Origin of the sequence: Paenibacillus sp. LPE1-1-1.1, assembly GCF_040676435.1 — a bacterium.
Classification (GTDB): domain Bacteria; phylum Bacillota; class Bacilli; order Paenibacillales; family Paenibacillaceae; genus Pristimantibacillus.
In genome coordinates, this window is sequence record NZ_JBEGHY010000012.1 from 223,100 (window position 1) to 242,208 (window position 19,109).

20 protein-coding genes are annotated in these 19,109 nt (G+C 43.6%); 14 read left to right on the forward strand and 6 right to left on the reverse strand.

The window, feature by feature from the left end:
* Positions 1-49 precede the first annotated feature (49 nt).
* A complete protein-coding gene (locus MRBLPE1_RS11690) occupies positions 50-409 on the forward strand; it encodes a hypothetical protein (protein WP_364145449.1) in 360 nt (119 codons plus the stop codon).
* 43 nt (positions 410-452) lie between these two features.
* Here MRBLPE1_RS11690 and MRBLPE1_RS11695 read toward each other — a convergent pair whose 3' ends face one another.
* From MRBLPE1_RS11695 to MRBLPE1_RS11710, 4 genes are all read right to left on the reverse strand, one after another.
* Entirely contained in the window at positions 453-1,409 is a 957-nt protein-coding gene (locus tag MRBLPE1_RS11695; protein WP_364145451.1) for a HAMP domain-containing sensor histidine kinase, read from the reverse strand.
* Positions 1,410-1,966: 557 nt separating this feature from the next.
* Complete coding sequence (locus tag MRBLPE1_RS11700) at positions 1,967-2,800, reverse strand: carbohydrate ABC transporter permease (RefSeq protein ID WP_364145453.1); 834 nt, start codon at positions 2,798-2,800, stop codon at positions 1,967-1,969.
* Positions 2,801-2,819: 19 nt separating this feature from the next.
* On the reverse strand, positions 2,820-3,710 hold the full coding sequence (locus MRBLPE1_RS11705; protein WP_364145454.1) for a carbohydrate ABC transporter permease: 891 nt from the start codon (positions 3,708-3,710) through the stop codon (positions 2,820-2,822).
* A 96-nt stretch (positions 3,711-3,806) separates the two neighbouring features.
* Positions 3,807-5,195, reverse strand: a complete 1,389-nt coding sequence (locus tag MRBLPE1_RS11710) for an ABC transporter substrate-binding protein (protein WP_414698881.1) — start codon at positions 5,193-5,195, stop codon at positions 3,807-3,809.
* 418 nt (positions 5,196-5,613) lie between these two features.
* Between MRBLPE1_RS11710 and MRBLPE1_RS11715 the strand changes: the two genes are divergently transcribed.
* Positions 5,614-5,985: an iron chaperone gene (locus MRBLPE1_RS11715; protein ID WP_364145457.1), complete on the forward strand. Its 372-nt coding sequence runs from the start codon at positions 5,614-5,616 to the stop codon at positions 5,983-5,985.
* 80 nt (positions 5,986-6,065) lie between these two features.
* Here MRBLPE1_RS11715 and MRBLPE1_RS11720 read toward each other — a convergent pair whose 3' ends face one another.
* On the reverse strand, positions 6,066-7,223 hold the full coding sequence (locus MRBLPE1_RS11720; protein ID WP_364145459.1) for a GAF domain-containing hybrid sensor histidine kinase/response regulator: 1,158 nt from the start codon (positions 7,221-7,223) through the stop codon (positions 6,066-6,068).
* A gap of 267 nt (positions 7,224-7,490) precedes the next feature.
* Between MRBLPE1_RS11720 and MRBLPE1_RS11725 the strand changes: the two genes are divergently transcribed.
* The 6 genes from MRBLPE1_RS11725 to MRBLPE1_RS11750 all read left to right on the forward strand — a co-directional run bounded on the left by MRBLPE1_RS11725 (position 7,491) and on the right by MRBLPE1_RS11750 (position 11,595).
* The gene (locus tag MRBLPE1_RS11725) at positions 7,491-8,045 is read left to right on the forward strand and encodes a DUF1003 domain-containing protein (protein ID WP_364145461.1); all 555 of its coding nucleotides are present in this window, start codon (positions 7,491-7,493) and stop codon (positions 8,043-8,045) included.
* A gap of 230 nt (positions 8,046-8,275) precedes the next feature.
* Complete coding sequence (locus MRBLPE1_RS11730; protein ID WP_364145463.1) at positions 8,276-8,749, forward strand: MerR family transcriptional regulator; 474 nt, start codon at positions 8,276-8,278, stop codon at positions 8,747-8,749.
* Positions 8,733-9,155 carry a hypothetical protein gene (locus MRBLPE1_RS11735; RefSeq protein WP_364145465.1) on the forward strand — a complete coding sequence of 141 codons (423 nt, stop codon included), beginning with the start codon at positions 8,733-8,735 and terminating at the stop codon, positions 9,153-9,155. Before MRBLPE1_RS11730 ends, MRBLPE1_RS11735 begins: the two co-directional genes overlap by 17 nt.
* Positions 9,156-9,292: 137 nt before the next feature.
* Positions 9,293-9,811, forward strand: coding sequence for a class I SAM-dependent methyltransferase (locus MRBLPE1_RS11740; RefSeq protein WP_364145467.1), 519 nt, complete (start codon positions 9,293-9,295; stop codon positions 9,809-9,811).
* Between the two features lie 368 nt (positions 9,812-10,179).
* On the forward strand, positions 10,180-11,136 hold the full coding sequence (locus tag MRBLPE1_RS11745) for a phosphotransferase family protein (protein WP_364145468.1): 957 nt from the start codon (positions 10,180-10,182) through the stop codon (positions 11,134-11,136).
* A gap of 126 nt (positions 11,137-11,262) precedes the next feature.
* Entirely contained in the window at positions 11,263-11,595 is a 333-nt protein-coding gene (locus tag MRBLPE1_RS11750) for a hypothetical protein (RefSeq protein ID WP_364145470.1), read from the forward strand.
* A 243-nt stretch (positions 11,596-11,838) separates the two neighbouring features.
* Here the strand turns inward: MRBLPE1_RS11750 and MRBLPE1_RS11755 are convergent, their stop codons facing one another.
* Positions 11,839-12,336: a DinB family protein gene (locus MRBLPE1_RS11755; protein ID WP_364145471.1), complete on the reverse strand. Its 498-nt coding sequence runs from the start codon at positions 12,334-12,336 to the stop codon at positions 11,839-11,841.
* A gap of 404 nt (positions 12,337-12,740) precedes the next feature.
* Between MRBLPE1_RS11755 and MRBLPE1_RS11760 the strand changes: the two genes are divergently transcribed.
* The 6 genes from MRBLPE1_RS11760 to MRBLPE1_RS11785 all read left to right on the forward strand — a co-directional run bounded on the left by MRBLPE1_RS11760 (position 12,741) and on the right by MRBLPE1_RS11785 (position 19,002).
* Positions 12,741-13,775, forward strand: coding sequence for an aminoglycoside phosphotransferase family protein (locus tag MRBLPE1_RS11760; protein ID WP_364145473.1), 1,035 nt, complete (start codon positions 12,741-12,743; stop codon positions 13,773-13,775).
* A gap of 306 nt (positions 13,776-14,081) precedes the next feature.
* Positions 14,082-15,533, forward strand: a complete 1,452-nt coding sequence (locus tag MRBLPE1_RS11765) for an alpha/beta hydrolase family protein (protein ID WP_364145475.1) — start codon at positions 14,082-14,084, stop codon at positions 15,531-15,533.
* Positions 15,534-15,872: 339 nt separating this feature from the next.
* Positions 15,873-16,631, forward strand: coding sequence for a hypothetical protein (locus tag MRBLPE1_RS11770; protein WP_364145477.1), 759 nt, complete (start codon positions 15,873-15,875; stop codon positions 16,629-16,631).
* A gap of 918 nt (positions 16,632-17,549) precedes the next feature.
* Positions 17,550-18,191 carry a carbohydrate ABC transporter permease gene (locus MRBLPE1_RS11775; protein ID WP_364145479.1) on the forward strand — a complete coding sequence of 214 codons (642 nt, stop codon included), beginning with the start codon at positions 17,550-17,552 and terminating at the stop codon, positions 18,189-18,191.
* Complete coding sequence (locus MRBLPE1_RS11780; RefSeq protein WP_364145480.1) at positions 18,188-18,385, forward strand: hypothetical protein; 198 nt, start codon at positions 18,188-18,190, stop codon at positions 18,383-18,385. The genes MRBLPE1_RS11775 and MRBLPE1_RS11780 overlap by 4 nt, the downstream gene beginning before the upstream one ends.
* A 32-nt stretch (positions 18,386-18,417) precedes the next feature.
* On the forward strand, positions 18,418-19,002 hold the full coding sequence (locus MRBLPE1_RS11785) for a carbohydrate ABC transporter permease (RefSeq protein WP_364145482.1): 585 nt from the start codon (positions 18,418-18,420) through the stop codon (positions 19,000-19,002).
* Positions 19,003-19,109 lie beyond the last annotated feature (107 nt).

Genomic DNA, 19,109 nt, shown 5'->3' on the forward strand with positions numbered 1-19,109 from the left:
GTACGTCTTCGCGGATTTCGTGTTCATATAAAAGTAGGTGGTGATCGTATTGAAAACTCCAGAACTGTATGAGTTGGAGTACTTGTTTGAATGTGATGCTCGAATAGTGGATGAAGAAATACCTTGGTATTATACAGGTGTTTCATTTTCGCTGATGAGAGAGAATAAATTGATCAAGTTTTATGTTAATCCTGCAAGCGGCAACGGCGAACTTAGGTTGGAAGTTAATGGAGAAACAATCATACATTTAGATTTAGAAAACGTAACAGAAATCCAAATCATAAAAGAAGGAAAAATAGAGGGCTTTAAGGTGCATTTTGATAAGGAAAATTACGTAACCCCTTTGATCGTTCAAACGAAACCAGTTGTTAAGATTGAATGGGGAACATCACTAGAGCTGCAAAGATAAAATCGAACGCAAAATTAGCTGTATAAAGGGGCAGTTATACTGCTCATACTGGCTTGTTCATAGATCGTTTTACGCCTGGAATTCTTGCTACTACTTCCGTTCCAATATCTTTTTCACTGAATACGTGGAGTTTTCCGGCAAAAGATTCGATGATCTGGAAGCTAACCATCATACCCAACCCTGTACCGCTTTCCTTCAAAGAGTAATAGGGAGATCCAAGTCGCTCAACTTCATGTTTCGACATCCCAATACCTTCATCTTTGACACGGATTTCAATACATGAATCATCTGCAAAAAAACATGAGGCAACTATTGTTCCGCCGTCAGGCATTGCTACGATCGCGTTCTTCATGATATTGAGTAAGAACTGGTTCAATCTCTGCGTATTTCCGTTAACCATACAGTTAACATCGATTTTGGTTTCGATAGAAACATTTTTGCTCAAAGCATAGTTTTGAATGAGATTCACGGTTCGTTCTAGTTGAATACCAACGTCCACGTCTTCATTATTTTCAGTGGAGGGCTTACCCAATAGTAAAAACTCACGAATGATATCATTTGCCTGGTCCAGTTCTTCAATAGACAACTTAATATAATGCTTCTTAGTTGAAGCCGGCAGGTCTGGTGTATCTAGCAATTGGAGAAACCCCCGTGCTACTTGCATTGGATTACGAATTTCATGAGCAAATACGCCAGTTAAATCCCCAATAAGTCGTAACCGCTCGGCGTTATGCAGTTCTTTACGCATGGTATAGATCTCTGCCATGTTTTCAATTAAAACGACCATTAGCCAGGCAAAACCTGCAGCCAATCCGAAGTGGGCGATCTGCACTGTAATGCTTTCTGCTGAGATTCCTCGGAATAAGCCAACAAGCGAAGCGCCTACGAGACAATAAAACCCTGCAAGCATAATGGCAAGTTTAATGCGGTTTCCTTTTGATGAGTTTTCGAATTTCTTCTGAAAATACAAAATGGGAGAAAATCCAATGATGATGGCCAAAAAGGTAGTGAGACTGCCTATATTCGCTCCATACAGGTATAAACGATATAGAATAATTAATGCGGCTAAGATTACGCCGGTTATCCGCCCCCCCGTACAAAGTCCCTATCAGTAAGGGGACGATTCTGAAGTCATGGTTCATATTGTAACCGTAACTCATCGGAAATGAGATGCATAATATAATCGAACTTCCCCATAGGGCCATCAAAAAAATGCGAATGTGTTTTTTTATCCGTATATGACCAAACAAATAAGCCAGATAAATGCCGAAAGGCACAATAACTAATGAGAACTGCAGCAAGAAATCCCGAGTTATGCTCAAGAGAAGTCACCTTTCTGCCATTGTAATAATAGGCACTTTTAATCTATCACAATCGTCCATTAAATAGTCATTATTGTACAATAGACATGAAATTTTTAATAGGTGATAGACTGGGAATTACTTGGGGTTTTAAAATTTCTTAACAGTAATGGGGATTAGCGGAGGTTACAAAAAAAACATGCCCTTAACAGGCATGTTCAATGAATAGGATAGGGTTCAAACCGCTTAAATATCATTACCCTTTCGTCCCGCCTTGCAGTCCAAAACCTTTGGACATAAACTGCTGGGAGAGGATATACATCACGACCGAAGGAACCGCATACAGCACGGAAAACGCCGCAAGCTTGCCATACTCCACCATGCCGTATTGCCCGAAAAACTGATACAGCTTCAATGAAGCCGGAAAATTTTCAGGTGTCTGCAATAATATATACGGAACAAAGAAGTTGCCCCAGCTTCCGGAAAATGTGAAAATCGCTACCGTACAAATGCCCGGAATCATTAATGGCGCAACAACCTTGCGGATGCCAACGAAGACAGACGCCCCATCGACCCAAGCGGCTTCTTCCAAGTCATTCGGCACCGAATCCATGAAGTTTTTCAGCATCCAAATGCCATATGGCATCGAGGATGCGACATAAAATAATATGACCCCGAAAATATTATCATACAATTTCAGGCTTAAAAACAGTTGATATACGGGTACCATTACAGCTGTAATCGGCAAAGAAGTCATAAATAAAATCGTCAGCATAAATGATTTCTTATGTTTCATTTGATAGCGAGACAAAGGATAGGCAGCGAGCAAAGCTAATATAACGACGAGTATAGCTTGGCCAACTGACATGATAAGGCCAATGACATATGCGCGCTGATTGACACGATTGGTAATCACGTCAACATAATTGCTGCCCGTTATTTGATCCGGTAATTTAAGCGATTGCATCGCGTTGGGGTCAACGGATGCCACGAATACCCATAGAAGAGGAAGCAAGAAACAAATTCCGATCAAAGTAAGAATCGTATACGGCAGGACTCGATAAATCAGTTTACGATGTTTCGCATTCATACGAAGTCTCCTTGTACATTTACTCTTTCATCGAGCGGATATAGAACAAGCTAAGAATAATACCGATGAACAGCAGCAATAAGGATATTGCGGTGCCATAGCCGAGCTGATAATTTACAAAGGCTTGGTTATACATAAAGATAGGCAAGGTAGTGGTCGAAGTTCCCGGTCCTCCGCCGGTCATCGCATAGATCAGTCCAAACACCCCAAGCGTCTGCAGCGTTACGAGCATCATATTCGTTGTGATCGTATCTTTAATATAAGGAATCGTAATTTTCGTTAAAATCTGCCAACCTGATGCCCCGTCTACAACGGCCGCTTCTTCAATCTCCGTCGGCACATCATCCAGCGCTGCTTGGAACACAAGCATAGAGAAAGCCGTGCCGTGCCAAATGTTTGCAATTATGATGGTGACCATAGGAACGGTGTACAGCCAAAGGACCTCAGGGAGGCCAATGGATGTAATTATGGCATTGAGTGTACCTTCATCTCCGAAAAAGCTGTATAGGCATAATGCACATACAATTTCAGGGGTTACCCAGCCTGCCAGCACAATCGTGCCCACGACGCGCCTAAACATCTTATTTTTATGCTTCATGAGAAGCGCAATCAGAAATCCCAGCACTTGCTGGCCGATAACAGCAGAGCCTATCAAGAAAACAAGCGTATTCCATATGCTGACTCTGACTGTCGGGTCTTCAAACATACGGGTATAGTTGTCGATCCCGACAAATTTCAGCTCCTTGGCCGCTTCTCCGGTCAATGCCAAATTCGTGAAGGAATAGAAGAAGGTCAACAAAATCGGATAAATAAAAAAAACGAGCATGATGGCTATGGATGGAAGCAAAAAATAGAGCCATGCATATGATTTTCTTTTCTTATAGAGAACATTTCCAGTCAAACTGCTCATGCATCGTTCTCCTCCCGCATGCTGAAAATCAAAAAAAGCGGCTGCTCAAGCAAATCCGCTTGTTAGGATCTGCTTGAGCAAGCAAGCTTTTCTCTTTTATTTTTCTATTACATTTTCTTTGCCGGCAATTCTTGTTACATCCTGCGCGTACTTTTTCAGTGCATCCTCAGGTGACGTGCCTGTAGTCACGGATTCAACCATCGTTTGGATTTGAGTGGACACTTCAGGATATTTATCCTGCGCTGGCCTGAACTCCGCATTTTGCAAATACTCCGTCGCGATTTCATTAAACGGCATTTTTGTATATTCAGGATCCTTTGCTACGTCGGTCCGAACCGTAATGTTACCTTGAGCAATAACGAGCTTTTGGGTATTCTCTTTGTTTAATGCGTATTGGATGAAGTCCCAAGCCTCATCTTTATGCTGAGCATTGCTAGGGATAGATAACGCCCAACCGCCTGCCAATGTAATCGATCCTGGTGCCTGGCCTTTGCTTGTCGGCATTGGGGCAAAGCCTAGAACATCCTTATATTCCGGCCAAGGCGAAGCGCCGCTATCAAAATAGTTGCCTGTGATCCAAGAGCCGTCTAAAGAAATGGCAAGCTTGCCTTGTGGCAAATATTCCCTCGAAGAAGTGTTTCCTGCCTGACCATTCAATACTTTAGACAATGGCGGCCCAAGCTTCTCCTTGTTAATCGTCTCAATGAAGCTTAGCGCATCCAATATACCCTGACTCTTAATGATCCATTTGCCGGTGTCGTTATCGTATAATCGATCTCCCGTTCCATAGAGCAGCATTTCGTAGGTTTGCATCGATGTCGCTTCACCTGTAGCTTTGCCTAGGTTCATCCAGATGGGTACAACATCCTCGCCAGCTTTTTCTTTGATCGTTCTCGCTGTACTTAGGATGTCATCCCATGATTTCGGCTGCCAATCCTCAGGCAAACCTGCTTTCTTGAAGATTTCCTTGTTATACCACAGACCTCTTGAATCGGTGTTGTAGGGAACGCCATAGACTTTGCCGTCGCTCGCTGTAACGCCCTTTTTCATCGCTTCAATAAAGGAACCATTGGTCCAATCTTCCCAACCTTTTAATCTCTCATCCAAGGGCTCCAGAAATCCTGCGCTTGCATCCGAATTCAAAATAAACGTGTCTTCCGTTACAATATCAGGCGCCGTATCTTTGGACTTCAGTGCCAATGCAATTTTGGCAAAATAATCGCCTTCGGACGCTTGAATGGGCGTTGGTTTGATTTCCACGTTTTTGTTCGGATAACTGGCTGATACTTCCTTAATCCATTTATAAAACGATCCTTCCTCGCCAATTCCATCATCTCTATACGTTATCGTGATCGTTTTCTTTGTCGTCTCGGCATTCCCATCCTCGGTCTTCGTATTGCTGGGTTCGTTCGTCGACGTTCCATTATTGCCGGTATTGCTCGTACAACCGAATAACAATGAAACACAAATGATCAGTGCTGTCATTAGGATGAATTTCCTTTTGCTCGCTATCACTTTTTTCCCTCCTCAAATAGTTGCTGCTAGTCGAAGTGCAAGCCATTTTTTTTGAATGCGCTTGCCAGATGTATTGCTTATGTATGCTTATTTAAAAAGCCGGAGTTATATTCGTACTTGAGTTTGCGAATTGCATTCGCTTAAATACTTATCCAACAAAACCATAAACACCACTTCCGGGGAAGTGGTGTTTATGGTTAGAAATCATCTGAACAAATTGTTTCACCCCCTTTAGTAATTTTGACCAGAGGGCTTTTAAACTTTATAATCATGATAAAATGAGACTGAAAATTGTGGAATAATGTACTTATACTAACGTGGATTTAACGACGAATGGGTTTGAGGAACTTCTCTGAATGACATAATTAATATTTTAGGAGGGAATAACATGGAAGTTTTTATAGAATTTTTAGAGCGTATCGATAACCCGCTGCATCGGGCCCGAACGGAAGAAGTTTTGGGCTCGGTAACTCGGAAATTTCCGAATTTAATGCCGAAAATCGCGTGGAATCAGCCCATGTTTACCGATCACGACACATTTATTATTGGCTTTAGCGTAGCCAAACATCATTTGGCCGTTGCCCCTGAAAGAGTAGGGATTAATCATTTTTCTGATGATATTGTGAAGTCTGGCTATGATCATACCAAAGAATTGGTACGTATCAAGTGGGATAGTCCGGTTGATTTCTCCTTACTTGAGAGAATGATCGAGTTCAATATTTTGGATAAGGCAGACTGTTCAACTTTTTGGCGGAAATAGAAACCGGTATATTTCTTAGGAACAAGAACGAATAAGCGCAGCGATCTTTATAAGATAGCGGCGCTTAAGCGAATGTTCCTTTAGGGCATTAAATATTTCTTTAATTTTACTCGGAATGCAAATAGGCTGCCGCTCTCACTTGATTCCACAAGCCATATGTCTCCCCCCATAAGTTCCACAAGCTGCCTGCAGATCGATAAACCCAAACCAGCGCCAGTGTATTTTCCAGGCGTATCTTTTTCGAGAATTTGGGAGAAAGCCCGGAATAAATGCGCCTTCTCATTCTCTGGTATACCTACGCCTGTATCTTTCACTTTTACCATCAAATCGACCGTATCTCCTTGGGATAGACTCATTTGAACGTTAATGGAAATATAGCCCTGTCGAGAGAATTTAAGCGCGTTTCCGATCAAATTGATAAGTACCTGCCGGATTTTATTGCTATCGCCCATAACAATGGTATCTGCCCCCGAATCAAACTCTGCGTATAATCTAAGGCCCTTGCTCAATGTTTCAGCAGCGAACAATTGCATCACATGATTTACGTTCTCTCGGATACTAAACGGGGTATACTCCAGTTCCATTGTACCTGCCTCTATTTTCGAATAGTCCAATATTTGATCCATCATTGAAAGAAGGCTGCTGCCGCTCTTTTTTATAATATCTACATAATTGGCTTGCTCTAATGACAATTCTGTAGAATGAAGCAAGTCTGCCATACCTAATACACCGTTCATTGGTGTACGAATTTCATGGCTAAGCACCGCCAAGAGATTTGATTTTTCTGTCATCAGCTTAGATGCTTTAATTTCAGCTTCTTTCAGGTTCTGAATGTTTGTTTCCAACTCCAAGAGTGTGGAAAAAAACGCCGACAATGAAAGTAATAATTCTACGTCATTCTGCTGGTATTGATACATTTCATGATCAAAGGCGCAAAGAGAACCATAGATTTTTCCATCTTCCGATTTGATTGGAACACCCAAAAAAGAGCACTCTCCAACATAAGGTGTGGCATCCATATCTTTGGTAAGAAAGTGTGTCATATTATTATCTATTATTAGCGGACCTTGCGCATGTTCGGTAACAAGAGCACAGTACGAATCTTGATTCGCAACGACAAGTCCCTCTGCAAGAATCACTTTGCTGCGATTGAAAGCCTTAATCACTTTCGTTGAATCCTTATCTAAATTCGCAATACAAAAAGTATTCGCCGGCATCATTTTACTGGCTGTATCCATTACACTTGCAGCCGATTCATACAGTTTATTGGAAATAATGGACATTACATCTATAAAATCTGTTTTTAAAATATTGTCGTCCTCCCACAATGACTAAATGAATCAATTCTAGTATTATAGCATTCTCATCAGTACGTGCTCAATGCGGAAGGGTAACTTAATACCTAGAGAAACAATTGGTCATATTTTGGCGACGGATTAAAAAAATACGAGTTGGAGGCGTTGAAAAAGGGTATAAGTTAAGATGCCAATGAAGGAGAGATGATAATGGAACCCAAGCGTCGCATGAAAACTAACCTAGATCATACAGCGGATTCGGAATCATCTCTACTTAGTGAACTGGAAAAACAATACCCGGACCGGGAACAAAACACAGACGACATAAAGCGAGTCGCCTCAATGGTTAATGAATACAAAGGCAATATCAAAGCTTGCCTTCATGAACAGCAGGAACAAAAGGCAGGCCGTTGGGACCGTCTTGCGGATTGGGTGGCGAGTTTCGGTGGCAGTTGGCGGTTTGTTATCACACTGTGTTTGATTGTCATACTATGGCTCACGTATGACAACAGCCGGACATCTTTATTTATGCTCAGCTTTTGTCTTTCCGTCTTTACGGCTTTTCAAGCCGCTATGATTCAAATGAGCCAAATCAGGCAAGCCGTAAAGGACAAGCAGGAACAAATGCTGGATAACGCCATCAACTACAAAGCCGAACAAGAAAATCTTGAAATTCAGGAGAAGCTGCATACAATCGATACACGGCTTCGGTCTATCGAAAATCACTTGGCATCACTGCGTGATGGCATGCACCGAACAGATTGATCAATCATTTCCCATCCTGTTCAAATTAACGTTATGAAGAAGGGATCTTCCAGATCAGCGTCTAAAATCATATAACCTTTATTTCAATCAGTTCCGATCTAACGACTGGCCTTGTGTTAGGTTAATGAAACGTCTATTGTTCTATGGAATATACAACCACGTAAGTACAACGGATACCGAGATGAAAAATGACTTGACATTGGAGGGCACTCCAATGTTAATTTGAATTCATGGAGAAACTTTATTCTATACAAGAGGTTTCACGGAAACTTGGGATCCCGAAGGATACGCTTCGGTATTATGACCGGATTGGCATCGTATCGCCGTCCCGGGAAGACAATCGGTACCGCAGGTATTCGAAGAATGACCTCATCGATTTAATGAATATTCAAATCATGCAGTATGCGGACTTTTCACTTGACGAAATCAAGGGTAAATTTGGGTTCCACAGGATGGAGAATGTAGACCCTGCTTACTGCCAGGAAGTTGCTGCGTTCCTCGATGAAAAGAATGAAGAGACACGCAAGAAGATTGCCCATCTACAAAAGGTCAGTCAACTGCTCGACGCAGCATCCGAAACGCTAAGAGACTTTAATCATGAAAGAGACCAGCAGCTTGCAGAGATCGTTCGCGAGATTTATCGGGCTATTCGAAAGGAGAAAACGGATATATTCGAGGAGGGATGTAATGGACATCAAGGTTAGGAATTTTTACTATCTGATTGCAGGCATTCTTGCGATACTGTTTGCCGTAACGCACGCATGGAACGGGCAATCCGCTGTGCTGCCTACGCTTCACGTGAGTGCGATAGCCATGGATACCCGGACAGTATTCACGTATGTCTGGCATATCATCACGGCGGAAAATCTGGTCTTCGGCATCGTATTCATTTTCATGTCATTCCAAAGCGAGCGATCGAAGGTCCGGTCTGCCGCATGGACGATCGTGTCGCTGCTGATCGTTCGATTGATAGTCATTCTTGGCATAACGGCATTTCATGACGTTTCGGCACTTTCGGATACATTAATCGATTCAATTGCTATCGTAATTTATATCGCCTTCATCATACTGGGCATAAGAATGAAGAAAATAGAAAAGCAACATAATTAAAGTTGCCGTACTTGAAAAGAGTTCGATGCGATATTCATTGATGAACTTGGGTGGTAACACGGAGTATTAACTCTCGTCCCTTTACGGGGCGGGAGTTTTATTTTTTATCACAAAAGTAAATATAGGAGGTTTTTGAAATGGAAAGAAAAAACACTTTTAACGAAATTGCTAGGGAATACGATAAGTACAGACCTAGATATCCAGAACAATTATTTACTGACATCTTGGAGTTGACGGATATCAAGCAGGACGATTCCATACTTGAAATCGGCTGTGGCACAGGTCAGGCAACGAAAGGTTTTGTTGATTTAGGTTTTGATAATGTAACTTGCATTGAATTAGGTCAAAATTTAGTGGAACTTACTCGTAGCAAATTTAAAAACAAACCAAATGTTAACATTATCAATTCCCCATTTGAAACTTGGCAGAGTGAAAAGAGAAACTTTGACCTGGCTATATCCGGTACAGCTTTTCACTTTATTCAGCCACAAGAAGTTGGTTATCGCAAGGTCTTCGAATTGCTCAACGACGAAGGCTTTATAGCATTCTTTTGGACCGTCCATATTCCGTCTTTTGATGATGTCTCTAATCGAATTCGAGAAAGTTACAATAGATATGCACCCCAACTAGATGATTCGAAAAACCATTATCGATGATAGGTCAGTTTTAACTCTAAAGGATGGGCTGTTTAAGGAATTAAAAATAAAGCAATACATTTGTAATCACACCTATACAGCTGACGAATATATCTCTTTATTAAACACTAATTCCAGACATAGATTACTTCCCGACAATGTGCGATTTGAATTGTTTGGGGAAATCAAAGAAGCGATTGAAGAAGATGGTGGAATTCTTAATAAGCCTCAAGCTGTTGTGTTGTACCATGCAAAGAAAAATCTAAAGTGAATCCCCAACAAATTCATTCGTTAAACTAAACCGAGAGACAGGTAACAGTATAGTTTAGTTATAAACGTACTTTCCGAAAAAGTAAGTGGTAAACTATTCGAAGAGACACTTGAGGGGGATGAAAGAAACTATGGAAGACTCCGTAGTTACACAAGCAGAGCGAATTGCAGGCGATTTTCTTCTGGAACAAGTAAAAACTTCATATCAGATCATAGGAAAGGGCTTCGTAAATCAGGTTTGCGTAGTCGAAACAGTGAGTCATAAAGTCGTTGTTCGCATGAACGATTCAGGTACATATCCAAGTTATGTGAAAGAAAAATGGTGTATTGAACAAGCTGCCGCATTTGGCATTCCCGGACCTGAGGTGTTGTCCATTGGTATAGTTGATGAAACCGCATATATGATTCAATCCTTTATTGACGGAGACAACGGGTTAGACAGTACGGTTCTCAAGTCCGATGTTTGGAGGCAACTTGGGAAATATGCCAAACTAATTCATTCGATCCAAGTAAAGGGATATGGGGAAAATCTGATTGATCCAGTAAATGGTGAGTTTCATTCACCTTCTCATGCAGGATCGGACGGCAGTTGGCTAGGGTATGTGCAGTATAATATCAATAGTTTGACAGAGTATGATCGGTTGATTGAGCTTGGAGTAATCACTCAGATGAAATCGCAGAGAGTACGAAAACTGTTTGAGAATTTGAAGAAAGAAACGTTCCGCTTCGGTTTAATCCATGGAGATTTCTCATTGAAGAACACGATTGTCAATCATACAGGACAAGTCATATTATTGGATTGGGGCAATGCAGAAGTAAAAACGGTACCGCATGGAGATATTATTAATTTGATGCAGTGCCAAATCCTAGACGGAGACCCGACTATAGAAGAACTCAAAGCATTTCTAGACGGGTACGGCATAAGTGTAGAAGACCTTGCTGATATGAGACATTTGCTGCTATTAAGAGCGTTCGATAACCTCAGGTGGGCTATTGATCGAAGTCCGGACCAGATCGAATCCTATGCTGCGATTGCGAAACAAGTTGTTGGCATGATCGATTTAACCAATTATTAAACTAACATACAGGGGAGTGCAGAAAGTCCTAGCATCTGACACAGCGTACTCTTTCTAAAATGAATATCATCACTTAGGCGTTCATGGTATAATATGGATAAAATGTTTGCGGAGGGTTGATGCATTTTGGGAGTAAGAAAGCGCATTGGTTATGGATCACTTTCTTTATTTCTTCTGCTTTCGGGATTCTTAATAAACTGGAATTTTGGGAATGATTTGATTGTAAGCCATTCTCTCTTTAAAATAGTAGGACTAGATATATACTCAAACGGCACTGATGGTTTTCACTATCCTTTTTTAGCTTCAATATCGTTCTGGTTAGCGGCAGTACTGGTTTCCAAAAGGTACGTAAATGATTTTGGGGCAGTCGTGAGTAATAGGATTGGCGAGTTTATGCTTGCGATAAGCGTGATTGTTACGACAATTTTTTTAATACTTCCCATTTGGATTAAGTTTTAGTGGAATTTAAAAAGTTAAAGCATCTCCATTTGGTTGGTAGGTGCTTTTTTTAATACTCAAATTAGCTTTTCGACAAGTCATTACGCTAAGACGTTGAGGTGACGGGCAGGATAATTCCATTCTCACCGCCAGCTGTTTGCGGGACTACACAGATATTCGATGACAATAAAACAATCGCAGAGTACCGTCGGTTATGCCGGTGCCCTGCGACTGTTTGGCGCGTGTCGGATCGAGAAACTTAGTTCATGGGGCTTCCTCGTCGGCCGAGGGACCGTAGATGCCCGGCACCGGAATATTGAGAAGCCGCAGGTATACCCCGAGCTGCGCCCGGTGGTGGACCATGTGGCTTAATCCGAAGGTGCGGAGCGCGATCGCCCGCGGCTCGCGGAGGATGATATGGTCACCGTGGCGCAGCGTCCATTCCTCGCCGAGTGTTTTCTCGTCGCATTCGGCGAGCAACTTTTCAACCTTGCCGACGTTCGCGTCAAACTCCTCCAGAACGTCAGCGCGTTTCTCCAAAGACTCCCGCCGCAGCGGGACGGTCGAAAGATCGAACTCCGGGTATTGGAAAATCGCGATTTGCCAGTTCAGCAGGTTAATCAGGTGCGTGGCCAGCCCGCCGAGCGTCATCGATTTCTCGTGCGGCTTCCACGACATATGTTCCTCGGGCAAGCGTTCCAGAATGCGGCGCGTAGATTTCAGTTCATGCGTTGCGTCGCCGACGATCAGTTGTTTAACCATAAATTCCTCTCCTCTCATATGGTTTAGCATACTATATATTCCAGTCGAGTGGAAAGCTCTCTGGTTAATCGACTATGATATTGCGCTTGAATGACTTTATATAAACGATGAAGGAGCTGCTGCGGCTTCCCCTTTTTACATCTTTACTACATATGTACTGCTGGGCGTTGAACTAACGGGCAGAATAGTTATAACTAAAGTATTCCAAAAATTGGGGATTACATTTGATATAATCATCTAAGCAGCTGGTTTAACGGCTGTCGTCTTCTCAATAGATGGGTTTCCATGCCCCGCAGGGTGATAACGAGTATATCTAGGATAATACGAGCTACCTCATCGACAAGAGAACTCGAAACAAAACTCTCGCCATGTGGAGTAAGCAAACGGAGAAAACGGAGGAATAAATGAATATTGAACTTGAAAAGCTGATTTACGCTTTAAACCAACAGTTCAAGACGGATATCATCTCTGCCGACTGCCAAACTATGCCGTTACAGGGCGGAACTGTGGGAAATGTGTACCTGGTAACGGGGATCGCCGAAAGCGTGGATGGCAAAAAATTGCCGTACCGTATTGTGCTGAAAATCCAGAAAAAATGGGAGCGTTACGGTGATCCGGGCTCATGGCGTCGGGAATATGATCTCTATTCGTCTGACTTGGGAGCGACGTTCTCGCAAGCCCTCAGCTGGCCGACATGTTATCACGCCGAGCTCAATGCCGAAGAAAATGAATACCAGCTATGGCTGGAATATATCGATGGCGTAACCGGTTTAGACTTGACCGGTGACATGTATGAAAAGGCCGCGCTGGAGTTAGGGCGCTTTCAAGGCAAGTTGTATGCGGAGCAGCCCGCCGTGCTGCAGAGCCTGACCAATCTAAGCCATGCGGATCTCATGAAGAATACGTACCTGCATTATCGGTCATGGCCGGTCGTCTACGATTATATACGCTCGGAGGATTGCGGATTCCCGCTGCACGTGCGGCAAATGCTCATCGACATCGATGAGCAAGCAGACGAGATATTCGCTCGTATCGAAAAATTGCCCCTCGTGCTATGCCACCGGGACTTCTGGGTAACCAACCTGATCTATGCTGAAGGGAATATCGCGCTCATCGACTGGGATACCAGCGGATGGGGCTACCTGGGCGAGGATCTCGCAAGCCTGATCGCAGATGAACCGGATATCGATCACATGGTCGAATACTACCAGCGATGCGTCCCCGCGTATTACAAAGGCTTTTCGGAGTATGCACATGTAACCCGAATCGCCGATCATTGTGTCTATGAGATAATTCTTCTCATATTCGGGTACAGGCTTGTAGAGGGGTATCTCCACACAGAGGCTGATGACGAGAAGACGAAGCATGTCCATACTCTCCAAAAAATCTATGAAATGAAGACCAACCCTGGATGGTCACATCTTAATAGCCTGAACTAACGGGACACGTTAGTTCAATGAAGAACCCTATACAAACGAAGAAGGAGCTGCCGCGGCAGCTCCTTTTGCTTCTTCACAAAATAGGGTATTTGGTACAGATGTACTGCTGAGCGTTAAGCTAACGGGCAGGTTTGCGTGGTCGCAGTGTAGCACGGCATCGCTCTCATCTAGGCAGGCAGATAGCGATTAGCATTAGATTTAAACGAAATTTAAACTGTAGCCTCACCGGAACTTAACCTCCGACCGCTAAAATTGTGAAAGTCGGCCACTTAGGTGAAACCAACATTGAAGCGGAGGTAATGCGGGATGAGAAGCATTGAAATGGTATTGGTTCTGTGCGTTGCGTTGCAGCTGCTGACGCTGATGTTACGCACGCGGAAGGCTTCCAGAGCAGCCGGGCTGGCGGGCGCTGGGGCATTGGCAGCTCACCTGATTTTCGAGGGGTACAGATGGCAGATGGTTGTCCCTTATACGCTGACTTTGGCAGGTATACTGATCGTTATCCTTAGATGCTCGCAAGACGAGAACGGCAGCAAGGTCTGGAAGCCGCTCCGATACCTTGGTTACGGGACGGGCTGCCTTCTGCTGGTCGCATCCGCACTTCTGGCATCTGCGATGCCTGTTCTTCGGATGCCCGAGCCGGAGGGAGAGTATGCGGTCGGTACGGAGACCTTTCACCTCGTTGACAGGAAACGCGAGGAGACGTTCACGGAGGATCCGGACGATAAACGCGAGCTGATGGTTCAGATCTGGTACCCGGCGCAGCAGACGCATCCCGCGGGCAATAGAGTTTCGTTATTCCCGGAGGATCGACAGCAGTTCGAGGCATATACCAAGGAGTACGCAGCGGAATTGAACCTGCCTGCCTACGTGTTTGATTACTGGAAGTACTTCCAGACGAACGCATACGAACGGACGCCGATTGCTTCCTCGGGTAAGCCTTTCCCTGTCGTGATGATCAGTCATGGGGATGGGACCAGTAGGCTGCTACATATCTCGCAAGCGGAAAATTTGGCAAGCCATGGATATATCGTCGTCGGCATCGACCACACGTACAGCACTCTGGCCACGGCTTTTCCGGATGGTCGGGTGAGCGGATATACGGTCCACAGCGGTGGGACGGCCGAAGATTTTTTTGACCGGGCCGCTCGGATCGGCGCCGTATGGACGCAGGACATTGCGTATGTCATCCGCAGCTTGGAGCAGCTGAATGACGGTGCTTTCAGAGGCGGGTTCCTGGGGAGGATCGACATGAACCGGATCGGCATGTTGGGCCATTCGTTCGGCGGGGCGACGGCATTCCGGGCAGTAAACGACATTCCAAATATCCGCGTCGGCATCAATATGGACGGCACGCTATATGGAATTCGAGAACGGGATGGTATGGACAAACCGTTCCTTTTCTTGGAATCAGAGGATTTTCTGACGTGGAAAACGAAGCTCGAGCAGGGAGAAGTCACCGATCCCGCCATTCAGAAGCATCTGTCGGCCGAACTGGCAACGATCGGCCGCGCGGTTGACCATGGGGGGACGATGATCGCCGTGGAGGGAGCCAGCCATTACAACTTTACGGATCTGCAGCTCTTTACGGAGATGCTCGACCTGACCGGAATGACCGGCCCGATCAAGGGGAATCGCGGGGCCCACTTGGTCAATGCATATGTGCTAGATTTCTTCGACAAGCATCTGAAGGGAACGGGCAACGGGGAACTGCTGAAAGGACCGAGCCCGCAGTACCCGGAGGTGAAGTTCCCGTGAACTTGTTGGAAAGCGTGATAGCAGACGCTGTAAAAACTCCGAAGGGTCACCGGAGAACAGGTAGTTCTGGGGGACGGTGTATTAATCACACTGGAATCGTCCAATTTCGAAAGGAATAATGATTTAACAATCACGAGGACGAGGCTACCGGCATAGAACGGCAGCCTCGTTAAGCTAACGGATAACGTTAGTCCAATGAAGAGACTCTATACAACGTTTTTATCTTTAAATCAAATGGTGGTAATGATAAAATGATGGTAAAACACAAGAATAGAAGATAAATAGCATGGGCGCACACATCTGCGTGACTCCTACGGATCCGCCAGAAGGAGGACGAATATGACGAGGCAACGAAAGGTGAAAAAGTCCTTGATGCAGGAGTTAAAGAAAACACTTCATTCTCTCACGAGGCCAAAACGCCTCCCCAAGAAAACAAAGAGTCGGAAAACCACCTCTACAAAGACGACGACTAAATCCAAGGCCGAAAGCAGCCTAGAATTGCAGAAGAAATTGGAGCAGGATTTAACCCGGAAAATGACGAAGGGTATGCAAAAGATTAAGCAGGAAATGGAACAAGAACTATTGGAAAAATTGAAAAAGGCTACAACGAATAGTGATGAGGAAGTTTCTTCCGAAGTTAAGAAAACGAAAGTGCGAAAAGTCCCCAAAGGCGTAACTACTGGAAAGTTATCCTCTAAAACTGCAAAGGGAAGATTTAAACCGGAAACAGATTGTACATTACTTAAATTACTTACTTTATCCGAAAGTTTAGAACGCAGAGTAGTTGTCGGCTACGAGGTTTTAGATAATAGCAGTCAGGAGATCTGGGGCATTGACATCCATGAAGGTGCTAAATTGGGTAGGGCTAAAAAGATCTTGAATACAAAAGTAAAAATCCGTAAAGTTGGTCCGGAACGACAATACTATTTAGTGCATGTAATGGATGATGCCCTGTATTACTCTGATGAATACGCTAAAGCGGCCATAGAACGAGGAAGACTGACAATCCGGAAATATACGCCCGAATTGGCTGACGCTATCAAGAGCGCATACGATTCAGGATACAAAAACAATAGTAAATTGCCTAAACTAGGATAATGACCCGCGATATTCATCCCATCGTCGAGCCCAGTTTTGATATGAGGTTAAAGGTGACATTTATGAAGCGAGTTTCATTATATTTCATTTTTATATTTGGAATGGCTCTACTTGTTATTGGAGTAATACCTGTCTTTGCTTATCCCTATAACGACGGCCCCAATTCAGGACCATCAAACACTTGGGAAATTTTATTAATGATTTCTAACGAGGGATGGGTATGGTTCAATATAATTGGGCTTGCCTTATCAGTGTTTTCACTCCGCAAAATACGAAGATATTAGACAAAGAATGCTGTTGGTGGACTAAATACTTCATTACGCTAACGGGGAACTATAGTTCATTTAAAATCAAACAGAATCAATAACAGTCATAATATTAACAAAATTTTGTTCGGATTAATCGGATTTACCTTAATCTAATGTCTTCCATAGAGCGGATTTTTTGTTTTACTTGTTTTGCTTTTTCGCGCAGGGAATGGGATCAAGTTCTTCAAACAGTAAAACTTTAAAGTGCTATGCAGAAAATCAGTATTTTTACATATTTATATTTTTCAATCAAGACCGTCGCTGATTTGATTTCTTAGGGGGAGGGAAATGTGGTTATAGAAAAGAAAAAAGCCCTTTAAGAAAGCAAGGGCTTTTACGTTTTAAGTTATTGTATGCCTCGGGTGTTAGATACAACATGGAATGAGTTGACTAATTAGCATCGGTTAACATCATGTGAAATCGCTCCACTTCTTCGCGGAGCCAGATCGTTCTCTCCCAGGAGTCAATGATGGCAAGCGTTTTTTGTGATAGCTGTAATGCCTCGGTGTGGTTACCTATGCGATGCAATAATTGCGCCATGCCATATTGATCGGGGGCTGAATTTTATACGGTTCTGGGAAATACGTTCATTCTAACCGCTTGTACGCTTTTGTTATGCCTGATATTAGGCCTCGGATTAGCTTTATTGATGAATCGGGATTTTCTCGGAAAAGGATTGTTGAGAACTATATTTGTTGCTCCCTTTTTCGTCATGCCTGCCGTAGCGGGCATCGTATGGAAAACGGCGATATTGAATCCCAATTTCGGTATAACCGCTTATTTTTCCGGAATGTTTGGACAGGATGCAGTAGATTGGTTAGGTTCTTATCCGCTGCAAACCATAATCGCTTTGGTTTCCTGGCAGTGGATCCCGTTTTTTATGCTTATTATTCTTGCAGGACTTCAATCTGTGCCCAAGGATGCGATGGAAGCGTGTATGATCGATGGCGCATCTATTTTTCAGAGGTTTATATTTGTTGTGCTTCCGCACTTGCTGCGTTATATCGAAGTTGCGATGCTGCTCGGGCTTTTGTTCATTATGCAAACCTTTGGAGAGATTTATGTAACAACATCGGGCGGTCCTGGCTATTCGTCTACCAATCTCCCGTTCTATGTCTATCGTGTAGGCTTTAAAGGTTGGGACATCGGCGGGGCTTCGGCGATTGGTGTCGTTATCGTTATTATTACATTGATATTATTAAAGTATCTCTTCAAGTTTTTGAGGAGAACGTTCCGAGGTGAGTTATCATGAAAAAGCTGCTTGCGGTTCTATTGACAGCATTTACTTATCTGGCGGCTTTTATCTACTTTTTCCCCTTGCTGTGGATGTTTATTACCGGCTTTAAAAACGAAGGCGAAGCCGTCATCATGCCGCCATCCATTTTTTTAACCCGACGCTGGACAATTATAAAAACGTTTGGAGCTCGGGAATCGGTACATTTTTAGGCAATTCCGCAATCATTGTCGTTATATCTACAATGCTGGCTTTAATTTTGGGCGTATCCGCCGCCTATGCCTTATCCATGTTCCGTATGAAGAAAGAGGATGACGTTTTATTCTGGTTCATTTCAACGAAAATGCTTCCAGCTGTTGGCGTCATTATTCCTGTCTATATCATTTTCAAAAAACTCGGGTTATTGGATTCGCACTTGGCCCTTATCATGCTTTATACCGCGATGAATATACCGCTTGCCGTTTGGATGATGCGTTCGTTCTTTAAAGATATTCCATACGAATTGATTGAGTCCACCCAAGTCGACGGAGCAACTGGCTTGCAAGGCTTTTTTAAAGTGACGCTTCCCTTGGTAAAGCCGGGAGTCATTTCTACTGGACTGCTATGTTTCGTATTTGCATGGAATGAGTTTCTGTTTGGCGTAAGTCTGACCTATACCGATTCTTCGACCATGCCGGTGTTTATGGCTTCATTTATGACCCAAGAGGGGTTGTTTTGGGGGAAGATGTCCGCAGTGGCAACAAGCGCAGTATTGCCGTCGGTCATTCTGGGATGGTTTACCCAGAAGCAATTAGTACAAGGCCTTACGATGGGAGCCGTTAAAGGGTAACGAAATCTATTATCCGGCACTCGGAGCATCATTTGCTCCTGTTGGTCACAAGAACATATATGCTTAAAAGTCGCTAATTAGCGGCTTCTTTTATTTTAACGATACAT

Bases quoted from the DNA above. Each gene is read 5' to 3' on its own strand.
- MRBLPE1_RS11700 (WP_364145453.1), bottom strand. From the start codon at position 2,800: ATGAATGCGAAACATCGTAAACTGATTTATCGAGTCCTGCCGTATACG.
- MRBLPE1_RS11705 (WP_364145454.1), bottom strand. From the start codon at position 3,710: ATGAGCAGTTTGACTGGAAATGTTCTCTATAAGAAAAGAAAATCATAT.
- MRBLPE1_RS11710 (WP_414698881.1), bottom strand. From the start codon at position 5,195: ATGACAGCACTGATCATTTGTGTTTCATTGTTATTCGGTTGTACGAGC.
- MRBLPE1_RS11715 (WP_364145457.1), top strand. From the start codon at position 5,614: ATGGAAGTTTTTATAGAATTTTTAGAGCGTATCGATAACCCGCTGCAT.
- MRBLPE1_RS11720 (WP_364145459.1), bottom strand. From the start codon at position 7,223: ATGGATACAGCCAGTAAAATGATGCCGGCGAATACTTTTTGTATTGCG.
- MRBLPE1_RS11725 (WP_364145461.1), top strand. From the start codon at position 7,491: ATGGAACCCAAGCGTCGCATGAAAACTAACCTAGATCATACAGCGGAT.
- MRBLPE1_RS11730 (WP_364145463.1), top strand. From the start codon at position 8,276: ATGGAGAAACTTTATTCTATACAAGAGGTTTCACGGAAACTTGGGATC.
- MRBLPE1_RS11735 (WP_364145465.1), top strand. From the start codon at position 8,733: ATGGACATCAAGGTTAGGAATTTTTACTATCTGATTGCAGGCATTCTT.
- MRBLPE1_RS11740 (WP_364145467.1), top strand. From the start codon at position 9,293: ATGGAAAGAAAAAACACTTTTAACGAAATTGCTAGGGAATACGATAAG.
- MRBLPE1_RS11745 (WP_364145468.1), top strand. From the start codon at position 10,180: ATGAAAGAAACTATGGAAGACTCCGTAGTTACACAAGCAGAGCGAATT.
- MRBLPE1_RS11755 (WP_364145471.1), bottom strand. From the start codon at position 12,336: ATGGTTAAACAACTGATCGTCGGCGACGCAACGCATGAACTGAAATCT.
- MRBLPE1_RS11760 (WP_364145473.1), top strand. From the start codon at position 12,741: ATGAATATTGAACTTGAAAAGCTGATTTACGCTTTAAACCAACAGTTC.
- MRBLPE1_RS11765 (WP_364145475.1), top strand. From the start codon at position 14,082: ATGAGAAGCATTGAAATGGTATTGGTTCTGTGCGTTGCGTTGCAGCTG.
- MRBLPE1_RS11770 (WP_364145477.1), top strand. From the start codon at position 15,873: ATGACGAGGCAACGAAAGGTGAAAAAGTCCTTGATGCAGGAGTTAAAG.
- MRBLPE1_RS11780 (WP_364145480.1), top strand. From the start codon at position 18,188: ATGAAAAAGCTGCTTGCGGTTCTATTGACAGCATTTACTTATCTGGCG.
- MRBLPE1_RS11785 (WP_364145482.1), top strand. From the start codon at position 18,418: ATGCTGGCTTTAATTTTGGGCGTATCCGCCGCCTATGCCTTATCCATG.